Below are 19,072 nucleotides of genomic sequence, written 5' to 3' on the forward strand. Positions count from 1 at the left end.
CAAACATAATAAATTAATGTATCTTTTTGCATATATATTTTATTACTTAAATATCTTATTATATCTTTTTTGAAAGAAATAACTTGCTCATTACTCACCTTTGTGAGTAAATATAATTGGCCTATAATACCATTCTATTTATGTAAAACATAAGAATACAGCAAGTTCCTCCTTAAGATGTTATCTTTTCCGATTCTTCTTGTCAGACGAACGATCTTCTTAGTGCTATTCATAAATATTGTGTTTATTATTTAGGCCTCTACGCCTTAGGGCATTTTTAATTAAGTTATAAAGGTAATACAAATGACTAAGAAGACCGGTCAAGTAAAATGGTTTAACGAAAGTAAAGGTTTTGGTTTTATCGAGCAGCAAGATGGCAGTAAAGATGTATTTGTGCATTTTTCTGCTATTGCTAGTGAAGGATTTAAAACTCTGACTGAAGGTCAGCGTGTAGAATATACTATTCAAGATAGTCCACGTGGTCCTGCTGCTGCGAATGTTGTTGCTTTATAATATTTTTATAAAATAACTTGTTTGACATGGAATGGATATTTCTAGTTAATTAATCTAACACGTTAATAAAATAATATAAGGCAAGTAGTAGTAAAAAATAAAAGCCCACCAATGGTGGGCTTTTATTTTTAAAAAAATTAAAAACAATTTGTATTTTATCTGAGTTAACATTAATTATTATTCATAAATAACATGTAATATCAGACTAAAAATAGAAATATTAAAATAATATTAATAATTTATAAAATATTAAATGATATTTATTATTTATAATTAATTTAGATATTATTCATGTATTGTTTTTTACATAAAAAAATTCATCTTATATCAAATAATTAAATGATAAAAATAATTTATGTAGTATTATTATATATAATACACAATAATTACATATTAATATCATACATTATTAATTAATATTATTTTATGTATTCTACTATATTCACGATACTAAAATTTTATAACTATTTTATATACATAATATTTGTAATATATAATTATATTATTGTCCTATAAAACAATTAGGAATATATAAATATTTCAATTATTTTTTATTATTTTTATTAAAGTATTATAACATTATTTTTATTAAAAAATTAATAATATAATTTAATAAAATATATACCATATAATTATGTTTAAATAAATTAAATATATACATATATATAATCAATATTATATTACTAAATATTTTATATTTAATAATTTACATTATTAATATAAAATATTTATTTTAAATAAAATTATTACGTTTACTATTATCACTTCCTTAATAAAAAACTATTATATCTTGATATAAATTAATTTATAATTATTTACATTATATTCTATATATATTTATATATATAATTTATCTGTAATTTTTTTAGTATGTCTTAAAATTATATATCTTTCAAAAACAAAAGATAATTACTATTATATTTATAATAATATTTTATTTTTTGTCTTTTTTATACTTTTAATAAAATTAACTATAATGAATAGAACATATAATTATATTTTAATAGTTTATATGAATATTAACTTTAATGTTGATATAAATATACTTTTAAAAATCCCTGATGATTTATAATAAAATGTTTTTTTAATTTTACATATATTCAGAATGAATATTCTGAATAGTTAATTTATTATAAGATATTACTTAGTATATTAATATCTAATGCTTATTTATTGCATTTATTGCTAATAGATTATTAAAATAAAATTGAATAAATAATATTAAATATTATAGTAATAATTATCATAATAAAGAATGATTATTTTTATCATAATTATTAAGAATTTATTAATATAATAATATTTAGTTTTATTAATATTATAATACTAAATAATTTGGCTTTATTCATTGTTAATGTTATTATATAATATATAAAACATTATATATATTTATTTTACAGTAATCATTAATATATATTTTAGAGAATATCTATAATAAAGACAAATACTTTAAGTAAATATACTTAGTAACGTATAAGTAATATATAAATATTTATTAAAAAATCATAGCTAAGATATTATAACAATAAAAATTAAAAATAATTAAATTTATAATTTAGTAGTATACATGTTATATATTAGTTGGCTACATTAAAGAATGTAATAAATTATAAATATTTTATATACTTATGATAAAGGTAGTATAGTGATAGATCATAATGGTTATCGCCCAAATGTAGGTATCGTAATTTGTAATAAGAAAGGTCAAGTACTATGGGCCCGTCGTTATGGTAAAAATTCTTGGCAATTTCCTCAAGGGGGGATTAATCCTGAGGAAACCTATGAACAAGCAATGTACCGAGAACTATTTGAAGAAGTAGGTTTAAAGAGACAAGATGTTACAATTATTGCATCAACACGTTACTGGTTACGTTATACATTACCTAAACATTTCATACGATGGTATAAAAAACCAACATGTATTGGACAAAAACAACGTTGGTTTTTATTACAATTAATATGTGATGACTCTGTAATTAACATGCATAGTATTATTACTCCTGAATTTGATAACTGGTGCTGGGTTAGTTTTTGGTATCCAGTGCGTCAAATTGTATCATTTAAACGTGATGTTTATAGTCAGGTCATGAAAGAATTTTCACCATTTTTAATATTATTAAGAGATATTAATTTAACAAAAAAAAATATCTATATCAAATAATTTATATTATATATTGAATGTAATTTATAATAAAATATTTAAATATTTACATGATTATTTTTTATTTTTAAATTATCTATTAATCACCGTACAATATCATTGTTAGTTATATGAAGTACTAGATAATCATCGGTATCTTAATAAGATACTATCTTTTGATTATATATTCTTGATTACTTATAGTAAATTTTATAAAATATTTACTATTACTAGTATGTTTATATATAATAATTTTAACAAAAAATAAGTATTAAAATTATATTTTTTAAAATAGAGATTTTAAATAAACGATAATATTTATATGCTAAGTCACAATTTTAGTGATTATTAACTAACAATACTAATTGTATTAACTAGTATTACTTTTTTCTAAAAAATTAAATATTTTATCATTCATAATGCTATATTAAATTAGTAATTAATTTTTAATATATTAAAAATAAAAAAATATTCATTATAAAAATTAATATAATAAGTTTATAATATAAATGATCTACTTATATGTTTCATATATAATATTATTAATATAAGTATAAAATATAATTTTTTAAGAAAAAATTAGAATATATTAATTTATAATTCAACCATTATACATTATTCATACTAATGAACATACTGATTATAGTAAATATATGTATTTTATTTATTTTTAAATTATTATTTTCTATAACATTTTCTGTGTTATTACTTAAATATGTAAAAAAATATTTTGTATATTCAAAATATTTTTAATAATTTTTACTAAATGTATAATTAATATATTTATTGAGTAGAATAATTATATTAAATAAATATATATTATAGATTATATCATCTATAATGATAGATTATATCTTATACCTTTCATTGAAATAAAGAAAAATATATAATATTATTTAATTAATAAATAACATGCTATTAGAAAATTTTATCTAATAATTTTATTATATATAATATTATATATATTATAATATTGATACAATAAATATTTTTTCTTATAATAATTATTAAACAATATCAAAAATATTTTTATATATATTAATTAAAAAGATTATTTAACTGTGAAATATTTATTTATTAATATTTTATTTATATTAATGAATATTAAATAATATTAGTCTCTTTTATATTAAAAATATTTAAAAATTTTTAATTAAATTATACATTAAATATTACACAATACTATTATATAAAACTTGATATGCAGCTAGAACATTGCACAATGTTATTGTATTTTTTACTTTTATATAAGATATTTTACTAAAACTTTAATATATATAGTAAAATAATATCGAATATTATTTTACAATAAAATATGTTACTGTTTTTTTTAAAAAATAATTTCTTAATCTTTAGAGCATATGTCAATATATCTATATTGATTATTGGTTTTATTATATTCATAATAAATAAAGTATTTTAGTATAAAATAAAATGATTAACTATACATACAATATTATAAAAAATATTTTATAATAACTTATTAATATATAATTAGAGTAATACATTGAAAATGTATACTATATTTAAGGTTAGATGATAAAGAAATAATAATTAAATTGTTTATATTTTTTATATATATTTGTATTACTTTAAATAAAAAATAAAGATCAAAAAATATAAGTTATGAAATAATTAATAGATTTGTAGTTAGCAAAAATTTTAAAATATTTTTTATATATTTATATGTAACAAAATCAATATAAATTCACTATATTTGTTAATAAAAATATTACTACTATGAATTAGTATTTGCACAATACTATTGTGAAGATAAAAATTTAATGTAAATCTATTTATGTATAGTATTCTAAATACATTACTTATTATAATAATATAATAAAATTTAAAATAATTAATTTATATTTTTATAAAAAATATTTTAGGTAGTATAAATTATAATATTATTTATCCGTAATATATTAATAGTAAAAATATATATTTTTTATGAGATTAAAAATTATTATAATATAATAATATTAATGTAAATTATTACCTCTTAGTTAATAAATATATCTTAATATATAGATTCAATAAAATAAATATATAAATAAAAAATTTACAGAAATTTATATTAGATATTTCATATTATTATAAAATAATATATGTTATATTATAATAAATATTATCCATTTATCTATAAAGGGGGAAAATACATGAAACTTTGTGATCGAGATATTGAATCTTATTTAGATACAAAAAAAATAACTATTTCACCCCGTCCATCAGTAAATTGTATTAATGGTGCTACCGTTGATGTGCATTTAGGAAATAAATTTCGTATTTTTTGTGGACATACTGCAGCCTATATAGATTTAAGTAGGCCTAAAAATGAAGTATCTACAGTATTAGATCAGATGATGAGTGATGAAATAATTATTAGTGCAAAAAATATTTTTTTTTTACATCCCGGAGAATTAGTTCTTGCATTAACAGTAGAATCAATAACTTTACCAAATAATTTAGTAGGTTGGTTAGATGGTCGCTCTTCACTTGCACGCTTAGGATTAATGGTACACGTTACAGCGCATCGTATTGATCCTGGTTGGAGAGGATGTATTGTATTAGAATTTTATAACTCTGGTAAATTAACATTAGCACTGCGTCCTGGTATGCCTATTGGAGCTCTTAGTTTTGAGTTATTATCTGGACCAGCTGCACGTCCTTATAATAGTCGTCAAAATGCAAAATATCTAGACCAACAAAGAGTTCTTGCCAGTCGTATTGATCAAGATTGCTAATGTATTAATATACATATAAATATATAATTTAATAAAAAATACTTTAAATTAATTATTAATATTATAAACTATATTTCTTTATAAACATCAAGAAACAAATATTGTTAATTAACCTTAAACATTTTACAATACACTATATAATACAATATAATTATAGTAACGTATTTTATATAAATTGTAACTATAGATATATTCAGTTAATTAATGTAATGTTGTTAATTATTAATAATTTAAAATATAGAAATTATTAATATACAATATATCATATATTATATATAAATAGTAAATATATAATAAATTTTGTATTTTTATATGTATAAATTAACAATAAAATTTTTATAAAAAAGTTTATTGTTAATTTGAATGCTAATATTAATTATTAAATTATTTACTATGTAATAATGTTATTAATAGAATGAGTATTAATAAATAATATTAAAAATCACTAAAAATAAATATGCTATTGTAAATATATTACTATTATTAATAATATCTAGATAAATATTAGTTTTATTATTTAATAATATAATATAAATACATTATTATTTTATGTATATATTATACTTATAATAAAGATCAATGTAAAATATATTATTAATATAAGTATATTATTTATAGATAGTAATAAACAAAGAAATCTATTATTAAATTACATTGAGGTTAGTTTTTTAAAAGATATAAAAAATATATTAAATATAATTTTTATAGTATATTATTACTTATACATAATATATTGTACAATAAATACAATTAAATTATTCTCATTACAAATTAATTTTTGTTAATGGTGTAATATTAATAATATACTACAATAGTAGGATTATTATTAATACGAAATATTTAAAATATATTATTAATATTTTTATAAGCTAATAAAGAGTAAGTATGTATTTATTTTCTTTAAGATGTTTAATGAAAATATATAAATAACTAATTAAGAAAATACAGTTATTATTTAATATAATAATTACTTTAAACAGTAATTTTTACTTAGCATAACACATAATCAATATAATACAATAAGTACTATTAAATATTTTAAAGTATTTTCTAAAATATAATTTTTTTATAAAAAATAAAGAGTTTTTAAATACAATATACTATAAATTAACTAGTAATATAATATTATTATTTAATACATTAAATACCATATTAAGACTTTTAATAGTATGTTTTTGCTAAAGAAAAATCTTATCACTGTATATCTTAGAACTGATTTTTATATTATATATATAACATTTATAACTGTTCTAAACATTTTATATTTAAAAGATTTATTATTAAATTTCATAAAAATTAGTAATAAAATATTATTATTTAATGATATTCATTTTTTATACTACATTTTACTTTTTAGCTATATATTAATATTTATTATATTATTATGTTATTTGATATTTAGTAACGTATCAGTAATAAAGAAATATAAATTATATCTCGATTATCAAATATATTATAAATCACTAATATTATATTTTATATTATATAGTAATTTATATTGTATATTTTAGCAGATTGCATTAATTTTTATTAAAAGATATTTTTTATTTGTACATTAAATTATTATTTAATATATATTATATTATGTTCTTATTTTATTTATATAATTATAAATTTTTCTTTTTTAATCGTTTAATATATTATGTAAGTATTGTAAATAATCTAAATAAGTAATTAATGTAATATTTCTTTACTGATTATTTTTATTGCTTTTATAATTTATATTATATATATTATTCAAATTAACAATATAAAAAGTATTTAATATATTATTATATTTTATCTTGTACATCATAATATCTATGTTGTAATATTTTAAATGAATTTAATAATCATAGTAAATAATATTTATTATTTTATATAAAATATAAATATCAATGCATTATATTCAATATAATACTAATCTTTTAGATTATTCATATGACTAGCATAATAAACAGAAGTATTACTTTACTAAAAAATATATTAGTGATATTATATAAAATAAATTGATCATAACTAAATATTAGTATCTATTTAATGATAATATAATTAATATTATTATTTTTTAAATGTTATATTTATTTTAGCTTGCTTAAAAACTTGAATAGTTTGGCGTCTTGCAATAGTATGATCAATAATAGGATATGGATAATTTAGTACTGTATTTTCTTTAATTGCCCATTGATATGGTTGATGAATATTTTTGTCTGGTACATTAGCTAATTCGGGAAGCCAACGTCTTATAAAAGTACCGTTTTTATCAAAACGTTTTCCTTGAGTGATAGGATTAAAAATACGAAAATAAGGTACCGCATCTGTTCCAGAAGATGCAGCCCATTGCCAACCTCCATTGTTTGCTGCTAAATCTCCATCTAATAATTTAGACATAAAATAATGTTCACCTAATCTCCAGTTAATTAATAAATCTTTAACTAAAAAACTAGCCGTAATCATTCTTAATCTATTATGCATCCAACCAATATAATTTAATTGCCGCATAGCTGCATCAATAATAGGATAACCAGTTTTTCCTTCTTGCCAGGCTATTAAATGTTCTTTTTGGTTATGCCAACAAATATTATCAGTCCAATCAATAAAAGATTGATTACAACATATTTTAGGATAAGCCATTAATAAATGATAATAAAATTCTCGCCAAATAAGCTCATTAAACCATATAAATGCACCGCTATCTTTATTAAGATTTAATGCTTTTGGATATTTATTTAATAATTCGTTTAAACACTGACGTGGTGATAACACTCCAATTGTTAAATAAGGAGATAATATGCTAGTACCATTAATAGATGGTATATCTCTCTGTTTAGCATACAATGCTACACGCTCACAGCAAAATATATGCAATTTTTCTAACGCAGCTGATTCTCCTGCAGGGAATAATTTACAATCTAATTGTTGTCTAGGATAATCAAATGGCTGGATTCTTATAACATTGGAAATTTGATTTCTTTTTTTTGGAGATGGCAAAGAACATGTATCTGTATGGTTGAGGGTTTGTAAAAAAACCTTACGAAATAAACTAAATACTTTATACATTTCTCCATGATTATTCAAAACACTGCCTGGTGGAAGTAATAATGCATCATCAAATGACTGAACTTTACATACCCCTATAAGAGACTGAGTAACCATATCATCTCTTCTTCTTTCATTCAGTGCATATTGTTTATTATAAAAAAGATTTATCGCTTTATGTTTTATGCAAAAAAGTAATATCCACTGTGCTATTGCAGCAAAATTAGTACACTGATGATAAAATAGTGGAATATTTTTTTTTGTTAAATTATGTGCTAGATAATATAAATTCTGATGAATAAATGTTGCCTGACGAGGAGAGATATTGTGTTGCTTCCATTGTTCTGGAGTTGCAATATATAGACAGATAACCCTAGAATTAGGGTTTTTGCAAGCTTCATGTAAAGCTTTGTTATCAATGGTCCTTAAATCGTTACGAAACCATACTACATTTGTTACATTCATTAATGCTTCCTGATTAAAAGTAAAAGTATACTTAAAAAATATTTTATTCTGATGTTAATTACAAGAACTATTTTTTAAGATAAATAAATGTAATAATAGTTATTTGATTATTATAATATAGTAGTTAGGTAATGCTGATGTTTAATTAGATAGTTCATTATATAGCATATAAATAATTAAATTATTATATAATATCAATATATTAGTTATTATATGTATAATATAAAGTTATATATGCTTACTAAGAATATTATTATTTATATAATTATTTTAATATTTTTTAAATATTATAAATTAACTTAATAAAAAATAATATTATTTTTTATAGTTTAAGTAAGAAATTTGATACATCTTTATAAGATGCGAAATATTATAAATCTATATTTATCATATACTTATTATATATTATATAATATATTTTATCTCATGAGTAAAAAAATAACAATATAAACAATTAATATATTTAATATAGAATATATATTTTTAGATTTTATTTAATAAAATTATTACATATATACTAATATATTATATTAATAATATTTTATTATATATGTATTGTATAGAAATAGAATAATTATTAGTAAAATAATATTTATTAATATAGTAATAAAATATATTTAGTAGAATAAAAAATTTAAAAAATATTTTTATATTATCTAATTTCTAAATAAATTATTCTAAATATACTAGTTATTAAATATATTAATATTATTGTTTAGCTATTACAATGCTATTGATAAACTTTTTCTAGATAATTTATATAAAAATATAATATTATTTTATTCATACTATTAATTAGTAATTATTGATTATAAATGTACTGAATAACTAATTATATAGTTATTGCTGTATCGCATATACTAATATGCATTATAAATAATAATATATTATAATTGTTAATTAAACTAATATTTATTAATATAATAAATAGTAACATCAAATTTATAGTAATAATAAATACATTATCCTATTAAATATATTTATATGAATAATTTACTTGATAAATAATTTTTAAAATAATAGATTAATATCTACTCTTTAGTAAAAATAGATCATTTATTCTAAATAATATTAAGCTGAAAAAATATTTTTATTATAAAATAATAATATATGCGTAATGGAATATCTTTTAAATTATTATATTGTACATAATAATTAATATATGGCATTATATGTTTAATTAATTATTAATCATTTGTATAGATAGTTAAAGAGAGATATAAATATATGTAATATATAACTTTTAACTAAATGTTATGCATGTAATGTTATAAAAATTATATATAATATTTTTATAGAATACATTTATATATTATATATATGATGAGTAATATTATATTTTAGATATAATTTAAAATATTATTTTTTGTAAGTTAATATATACTGTATATCGTTGAGTATTTTATAATATAAAACATAATTTATCTATTATATATTTGTACAGAATTTTTAGTAATTTAATTGCATATTGTATTAAAATGTTAACATAGTATATAAAAGATTACATTAATTATAATGTTATATATACATCATATATAATCCTTATATATCTTATATTTTTAAAGAAAATATTATATAATATACAATTAATGACATTAAAATAAGACATTACTTGAATAATTTTATTAAAAAATCATGACTGACATTTATTAAATTCAAATAATTATATTTAGTAAATTAATGATTTATATGTATAAAGTATTTTTATCAATAAAATATTTACTTTTCTGCAGCATATATAATCAATTAAAGATATTTACGTTCAATAAATATGATATTATAGAGATCTTATTAGTTTTAGTATATTATTATATGTAATATAATAATGATCTCTAAAATTAATTTAGATAATTAGGACATTCAATAAATATTATTTTTTTAAAAAAAATAATTTATGTATATTACTTAATAATTTTATTTTATATATTTTATAATACTATTATATTAATTAAAATAAATTATTAATTATTTTATAATTAATCATGATAACATATCCAATCGCATATAAACTAAATTTATTGTTCATAAAAAATATAATTTAATTATATATAACTGTCATGAAAATTATGAATATTTTTTACAAAATAACTGTACAAGTAATAGCTATGTATTAATATTTTTTATTTATTTTATATAATATAAAAAATTTTTATAATAATTTTGCGTACAATAATATAACTAAATTTTATGTAGTTAAAAAATAATTTTATTTTTTAGTATTTTTATATATTGTAATTATAACTAACTCTTTATAAAGATGTTGTAGATATAATAAGATAACTATATATATTAAACAATATTTCGGTGTCTTTTCTTTAAAGATCTGAATATTTTAATATATTATCTATTAGTCTAATTTTATTAAATCTTTGTTATAAAAAAATCATTCAATAATTATATATTTTCTTTAAAAACATATTTTACACATAAAGTTATAAAGATAATAATGACTAAATCTATATTAGCAATAAGATCTTTTATTCTATAGTAAAAGATTATATAATTACCTGGTTAAGGTAATTCTTAATTAATAATAATTTTAAATTATACGCAAGATAAAAGATATTATTATATGATTCGTTTGATTATAAGTTTATTGACTATTTTAAAAAATAGTTTTTGACATTATCAATATAATAATATTTATATATTAGATGCAAAGATATTCTTATATGACGATTAATCTATCAATAACTTATTGATATTGTTTTTATTAATTAAGATTTCGTAATTTTTACTTAAAATAAATCTTAAATAAGTTTTAAGAGAACATTATTATTAATAGAAATATTCTATTTAATTTATTTTTTGATCTTGTTCTAATAAAAGTTAATAGTGTTATCTTCTCTTTGGCAACAGTGTCTAATCACATTGTAAGATGATTTATTTGCTATCTTTGCAAGCAGAATTCAGTAATAATATTTCGGAACTTTATGCCTGATAATAACTTTATATTATATTGAGTACATGATAAATATCTTAATAAGATTAATATACTATTATATCACTATTGTAACAGAAATATATTATTTATAAATTTGAAGATTAAAATGACATTTGTAATGACCACTATAATTAATCTAAATACAGTTACTACTAATACTGTAAACCCAATAATTCAAATTGCTACTTATATATCTATATTTATTAAGATTGATTGAGATAAATAATTCGTTAAATATAATATATCTTATCAATTAAATTTACATGTTAAATATAACTATAATAATTTTATTAAAAATAAATCTAACCTATTAGCTTTTGCAATAGCACTTTAAGTAGCTAATACTTTAAGTATAATTTTATAATCCATTCTTTTATATCGTAGTATAAGATTAGAAAAAGCACATTTTTACATGTTATGAGTAACAATATGATTGTAAGTAAAATTAACGCAAAAGTCATTTATTTACATTCTAAGCATTTTGTATAAAATATGGTAAAAGATTTAAAAATCATTCAATAGAAAATTTTAAATATTATTACCGTTCTGTTGATACACTATTTATTGAGTAATATTTAGTTTATTGCTAAAAGAAATATTCTTAGGAAGAATTTTTTATACTTTTAATCAATTACTTAAAGGTAATCAATAGATTATTCTAATATCAGATGGTTATCTAAAAGATATACAGGATGTAGAAAATCGTTTCAAATAATGACTTAAATGAGGTATAATTGAGCTCTTTATCCACTAGAATTAGAAACAAGTATTATAATTTTAATAAAACAGGCCAATACATACAATGTATATTTTTCTAAAGAAGTTGCATTTTTTATTGTTAATAAATGATGTTCTAATATGCGTGAACTTAAAAAACATTCAATAGAGTTATTACCAATACTAGTGTTACCAGTCATACACTTATTATTAAATAGTCTACGTAAATTACTAAATGACTTTATTGTTATGCAAGAAAATAGTTACTATTAATAATTTTCAGAAAATAGTAGCTAAATATTATAAATATTAAATCAGTAGATTTACTTTTTAAGTTTAGCTCTAGAGCTGTTATTTGTCCTAGTTAAATAACCATGGCATTAGCAAACAAGTTAACTAATTATAGTATACTAGAAATAGATAATATTTTTAGTAGACGTAACATACAATAATATTGTATTCCTGCCGTATAATTAATTGATTACGTGAAGAAAATTAAGACATAAAAAAAATTTTCTAATTTAATTAGAACATTATCCTTTTTACAAAAAATAATAGTGATATATAGCTATATGAAATGTATTGTTAAGCGTGAACATTTGTTAAAACCATTGCAGCAGGTTATTAGTACAAGGAATAATAGACCAACTTTACCCATTCTAGGTAATCTGCTTTTACAAGTTAAAGATGGTTATATATTATTAACAGTTACTGATTTAGAAGTAGAAGTCATTGTTCGTATTCCTATTTTACAAGATTATATAATAGGTAAAATAACAGTTTCTGCACGTAAATTTTTTGATATTTGTCGTGGTTTACCGGATCATGTAGAAATAACTGTGATTTTAAAAAATGATCGCATTTTAGTGCATTCAGGTCGTAGTAGTTTTTATTTAGCTACTATGCCAGCTGTTGATTTTCCTAATTTAGATGATTGGCGAAGTGAATTAGAATTTAGTATGTCACAAACAATGCTAAAAAAAATGATTGATACAACTCAATTTTCTATGGCCCATCAAGATGTTCGATACTATTTGAATGGTATGTTCTTTCAAACTGAAGGTCAAGAATTACGTACTGTTGCAACTGATGGTCATCGTCTTGCAGTATGCTCTATGTCAATAGAATATAGTTTACCAAGTTATTCTATCATTATTCCTCGTAAAAGTGTAATAGAGCTATATCGTTTATTAGAAGGTGAAGAAAAATTATTATGCTTGCAAATTAGTCGTAATAATATTCGTGTCAATATAGGTAATTTTATCTTTACTTCTAAGTTAATTGATGGTCGTTTTCCAAATTATCTTAATGTATTACCAGCAAATCCAAATAAAATACTAAAAGTTAATTGTAATGCATTAAAACAAGCTTTTACTAGAGCGGCAATTTTATCAAATGAAAAGTTTCGTGGTGTACGCTTATACATTAGTAAAAAACAACTAAAAATTACAGCCAACAACTCAGCACAAGAAGAAGCAGAAGAACTTTTAGACGTTATTTATGAAGGCACAGATTTAGAGATTGGTTTTAATGTTAATTACGTTCTAGATGTACTAAACGTACTAAAATGTGAAGATATATATATATTGCTAACTGATGAATTATCCAGTGTACAAATTAAAAATGCACACGCTAAGTCAACAACGTATGTTATTATGCCAATACGTTTATAACGTATAATCAATAAGATTGATTAATTATTTTAATTGTATTGTATTTTATGTTCGATATGCACAAATTTTTTATATACTATGAATAATATAATATATATAACTTATTTAATTATCTATAATTATTTTTACAAGAAAATATAAAATATAATTTTCATGTATGTTACGATATACCTTATATAATTTTTTTAAAGAAATCTAATATATGTGTAAATTTTATAAAAATAAAGTTTTATTTATGTAATGCATACAATATTATTAATATTGCATTTAGTATTTTGCTAAACTAAGATATTACTCATAGTAATTAATGATAGTTCGTTATTTTTAATAATGAATCATTATCAGTACACACTAACCATATTATTAGTAAGATAATCAAAAATTGGTTTATTATTTTTCAGCACCTAACATCATGTTATTAACATGACTAACAAATTTATCATTTTTAATACCCAAAATATTAAATCAATATTTAATTATATAAATTAATTTTATTAATTGTAACTATGTTGTTTTTTATAGAAAACCAAATTAAAATAAATAATATACAATATAATTATAATTATTATTTCATTATAATTATAGTAAATTTATTTATTATACAGTAATGGTTAATTACAAATTATATGATACTTAAAAAACATAAGAAGATATACTTGTTAAATATTTATACCCTCATAAAAATATTTGGTTATATTATATATGTACTACAACTTATATAAGTTAATTACATTGAACTAGTATATTGATGACTATAATTTATTTCTTATTAAGAGTTTAATCTTTAAAAAATAAAATATTCTAATTACCTAAATTTACTGCCTTATTTATTTGAAATAAATAAATATTTCAATACGCAATAAATATTTTATATATAAATTTATTATAAATAATAATATGTTTCTTCAATAAGGTACAATAGTAGTTTAATTATATCTTCAATGAATGAGAAAGGCTGATGTTAAATACTTATGACTCCTCAAGTATTAAAGTATTAAAAGGGTTAGATGCTGTTCGTAAACGTCCTGGCATGTATATTGGTGATACTGATGATGGTACTGGTATGCATCATATGGTATTTGAAGTAGTGGATAATGCAATCGATGAAGCTCTTGCTGGCTTCTGTAAAGATATTATTGTCATTATTCATAATGATAATTCTGTATCAGTGCAAGATGATGGTCGTGGCATTCCAACCGGATTACATAAAGAAGAAGGAGTATCAGCAGCTGAAGTTATTATGACTATGCTACATGCTGGTGGTAAGTTTGATGATAATTCATATAAAGTGTCTGGTGGTTTACACGGCGTAGGTATTTCTGTAGTGAATGCTTTATCTGAAAGACTTGAATTAATAATTCGTCGTGAAGGTAAAATTTACGAACAAATATATAAATATGGTATACCGCAATTTCCTTTAAAAGTTACTGGAAATACAACTGATACTGGTACAATCATACGTTTTTGGCCAAGTAAAAAGACTTTTTCTAAGAATACTGAATTTCAATATGAAATTTTAGCTAAACGACTACGTGAATTATCTTTTTTGAATTCTGGTATTTCTATTCGTCTACATGATTATCGTAATTATCGTACGGATTATTTTCATTATGTAGGAGGTATTAAAGCTTTTATAGAATATATGAATAAGAATAAAAAATCTATTCATCCAAACATATTTTATTGCTCAACTATTAAAAATAATATTGGTGTAGAAATAGCACTGCAATGGAACGATGGTTTTCAAGAAAATATTTATTGTTTTACTAATAATATTCCACAGCGAGATGGTGGTACTCATTTAGCTGGATTTCGTGCTGGTATGACACGTACCTTAAATAGTTATATGGAAAAAGAAGGTTACAGTAAGAAAACCAAAGTTAGCATTACCGGTGATGATGCACGTGAAGGATTAATTGCAGTAGTTTCAGTAAAAGTTCCAGATCCTAAATTCTCGTCTCAGACTAAAGATAAGTTGGTTTCTTCTGAAGTAAAAACTGCTGTTGAAAATCAAATACATCAATTACTTGCAGAGTACTTACAAGAACATCCATCCGATGCTAAAATAGTGATTAGTAAAATTATTGATGCTTCTCGCGCACGTGAAGCAGCACGCAAAGCTCGTGAGATGACACGTCGCAAAGGAATATTAGATTTGGCTGGTTTACCAGGTAAATTAGCTGATTGTCAAGAACGAGATCCAGTACATTCTGAGTTATATCTAGTTGAAGGAGATTCTGCTGGGGGATCTGCAAAACAAGGACGTAATCGCAAAAATCAAGCAATTTTACCATTAAAAGGTAAAATATTAAATGTTGAGAAAGCACGTTTTGATAAAATGCTATCCTCTCAGGAGGTTGCTACATTAATTACTGGACTTGGATGTGGTATAGGTAGAGAAGAATATAATCCTGATAAATTGCGTTATCACAGTATAATTATTATGACTGATGCTGATGTTGATGGCTTACATATTCGTACTTTGTTATTAACTTTTTTTTATCGCCATATGCCTGAAATTATTAAACGTGGCCATCTGTTTATCGCACAGCCTCCACTATATAAAGTAAAAAAATGCAAACAAGAACAATATCTTAAAGATGACCATGCAATGGATAAGTATCAACTGTCTATTGCTTTAGATGGTGCTTATTTGCATGTTAGTAAAGATGCTATAGCAATACCTGACGAAAATTTAAAAAAAATGGTAATTGAATATTATCAAGTTCAGAAAATAATTGAACATATGAAATTTGATTATCCTAAAGAATTATTAAATGAAATGATCTATCATCCATCTTTATTAAAGATAAATCTTAATAATCATGATCAAGTGCTACAGTGGGTAGAATCTTTAGTAGATATCTTAAATAAAAAAGAAATATATGGCAGCACTTATAGTGCTATTATCAATAAAAACCTTGAAAAGCATATTTTTATACCTGCTATACGTATTCGTACTCATGGTGTTGATACCGACTATAAATTAGATATAGATTTTATTTATGGTATAGAATATAATCGTATTTGTAATTTAGGAATGACTTTGTGCGGTTTAATTAAAGAAAATGCCTTTGTGATGCGTGGTGATCGTTATCAACACATTACTAGTTTCGAACAAGCAATACAATGGTTAGTTAAAGATTCTCGTCGGGGTCTTACTATTCAACGCTATAAAGGTCTAGGTGAAATGAATCCAGAACAACTTTGGGAAACGACAATGGATCCACAAAGAAGACATATGCTACGTGTTACTATTAGAGATGCTGTAGCTGCTGATCAGTTATTTACTACATTAATGGGTGATGCAGTTGAACCACGTCGTATTTTTATTGAAGAAAATGCATTGAGGGCATCTAATTTAGATATATAATGTTAAGAAATAACAAAAATTATGTTTTTGTTTAAACACAATATTTATTAATCTTAAATTAATCCATGCTTATTTTATAGGATAAAATATATTAAATTATAAATAATTTATTAGCAATATTTACATTAAGATTAAATAATAATATTACACAATATACTTAGCTATTAGAAATAATATAGCTATATTGTTTATATACAATTTTAATAAAATTTTTAATACATTGTATGCAATAGTTATTTCATATTAAAATATATTAAAATGTGTTTTGATAAAAATATTGTATTACAATGATTATATGTTTTATATATACTGTAAAAGTGATTATTAATTATTTTTTTAATGTTAATAATCACTATATATTATCTTAATATAATTAATTATAGTTGTTATTAATTATATGCAAGTGGTTTTTTAAAAAAAATCATTTGATATACTATTTTCATTAATAAATATTCTTCGTTACAAGAAATTATTATATATTAATAATAATTTTTTAATTATTATTTGTAGTGCATTGGATTGATTTTACTAAATTAGTATAATTTAATTATATCATTAAATAAAAGTGTTATACTGTAATGATTATTACGTTATTTATATAACGAGATCAATAATTTTTAGCTAACGTCTTAAAATGATTGTTTATTAAATTAATCAATAAATATATTTTTTATGTAGTATTTACATTATATTAATGATTAAAAAATAAGTAAACAAAGTATACATAAACATATTAATTGTTAAAATAAATAATATTAATACTTAAGATATTAATTATTAATTAAGTATATCATTAATTATGATGTATTATATACGCTCTCATAGTATCTGTAATATATTATACGATATTTCTTATTAGATAATTTTTATTTATTAGATAAACAATATTAATTTTAATCATAAATTATTATAATAATATCTATTGCATTAAATTATTGTTAATTTTTATAAATTTTTTGATAAAATAATTAAGTTGTTTAATTACTTACATGTATAATTATTATATATAAATATATATATTTTAAAAAATTTAAGTAATTTTATTAAAAATATTTTTTTATGACAATACAATATTAACTATGTTAATAGTATTATTATATATCATATTTTATTATTTAATACTAAAAAAGAATATTTTTATAAATATTACTTACATAATTTTAATAAAATTATTTTAGTATCTGTAGGATTATATTATTTATTATATAAATAATAAGATATAGTTTTTAGATAAAATTGCAATTATATTTTAAAATTTTTTTAATTAATTACATTACACTATATTTAGTGTGTTCTGTCAAAAAATATCTTAATAATAAAAAATATTATATTTTTTATTTTTTCTTGATATACACAATATAATAAGTATTATATATTAATAACCATACTCTTTAAAAGAGTATTAATTATAGTAATATAATATTATTATTTATACATAATTATTTTTTATAAAATACACTTAAATAATTTTTAGTTTTTTACATTATT

At 19.7% G+C, this 19,072-nt stretch carries 7 protein-coding genes; 5 read left to right on the top strand and 2 right to left on the bottom strand.

Annotated features, from left to right (window positions below):
- Window positions 1-303: 303 nt before the first annotated feature.
- From cspE to dcd, 3 genes are all read left to right on the top strand, one after another.
- Window positions 304-513, top strand: a complete 210-nt coding sequence (gene cspE, locus GII40_RS01300; RefSeq protein WP_225639222.1) for a transcription antiterminator/RNA stability regulator CspE — start codon at window positions 304-306, stop codon at window positions 511-513.
- A gap of 1,645 nt (window positions 514-2,158) precedes the next feature.
- Window positions 2,159-2,674, top strand: a complete 516-nt coding sequence (gene rppH / locus GII40_RS01305; RefSeq protein WP_226813590.1) for an RNA pyrophosphohydrolase — start codon at window positions 2,159-2,161, stop codon at window positions 2,672-2,674.
- 2,135 nt (window positions 2,675-4,809) lie between these two features.
- A complete protein-coding gene (gene dcd / locus GII40_RS01310; protein ID WP_226813591.1) occupies window positions 4,810-5,394 on the top strand; it encodes a dCTP deaminase in 585 nt (194 codons plus the stop codon).
- Window positions 5,395-7,434: 2,040 nt separating this feature from the next.
- On the opposite strand, the gene phrB is transcribed toward dcd, so the two are convergent.
- Window positions 7,435-8,877 (bottom strand): deoxyribodipyrimidine photo-lyase, encoded by a 1,443-nt coding sequence (gene phrB, locus GII40_RS01315; protein WP_226813592.1) that lies wholly within the window; start codon window positions 8,875-8,877, stop codon window positions 7,435-7,437.
- Between the two features lie 3,687 nt (window positions 8,878-12,564).
- On the bottom strand, window positions 12,565-12,738 hold the full coding sequence (locus GII40_RS01320) for a hypothetical protein (RefSeq protein WP_226813593.1): 174 nt from the start codon (window positions 12,736-12,738) through the stop codon (window positions 12,565-12,567).
- 372 nt (window positions 12,739-13,110) lie between these two features.
- Between GII40_RS01320 and dnaN the strand changes: the two genes are divergently transcribed.
- Window positions 13,111-14,211: a DNA polymerase III subunit beta gene (dnaN, locus tag GII40_RS01325; RefSeq protein ID WP_226813594.1), complete on the top strand. Its 1,101-nt coding sequence runs from the start codon at window positions 13,111-13,113 to the stop codon at window positions 14,209-14,211.
- A 958-nt stretch (window positions 14,212-15,169) separates the two neighbouring features.
- Window positions 15,170-17,584: a DNA topoisomerase (ATP-hydrolyzing) subunit B gene (gene gyrB, locus GII40_RS01330; RefSeq protein ID WP_226813595.1), complete on the top strand. Its 2,415-nt coding sequence runs from the start codon at window positions 15,170-15,172 to the stop codon at window positions 17,582-17,584.
- Window positions 17,585-19,072: the final 1,488 nt, after the last annotated feature.

The organism is Candidatus Profftia lariciata (assembly GCF_020541265.1).
GTDB classification, from domain to species: Bacteria; Pseudomonadota; Gammaproteobacteria; order Enterobacterales; family Enterobacteriaceae; genus Profftia; species Profftia lariciata.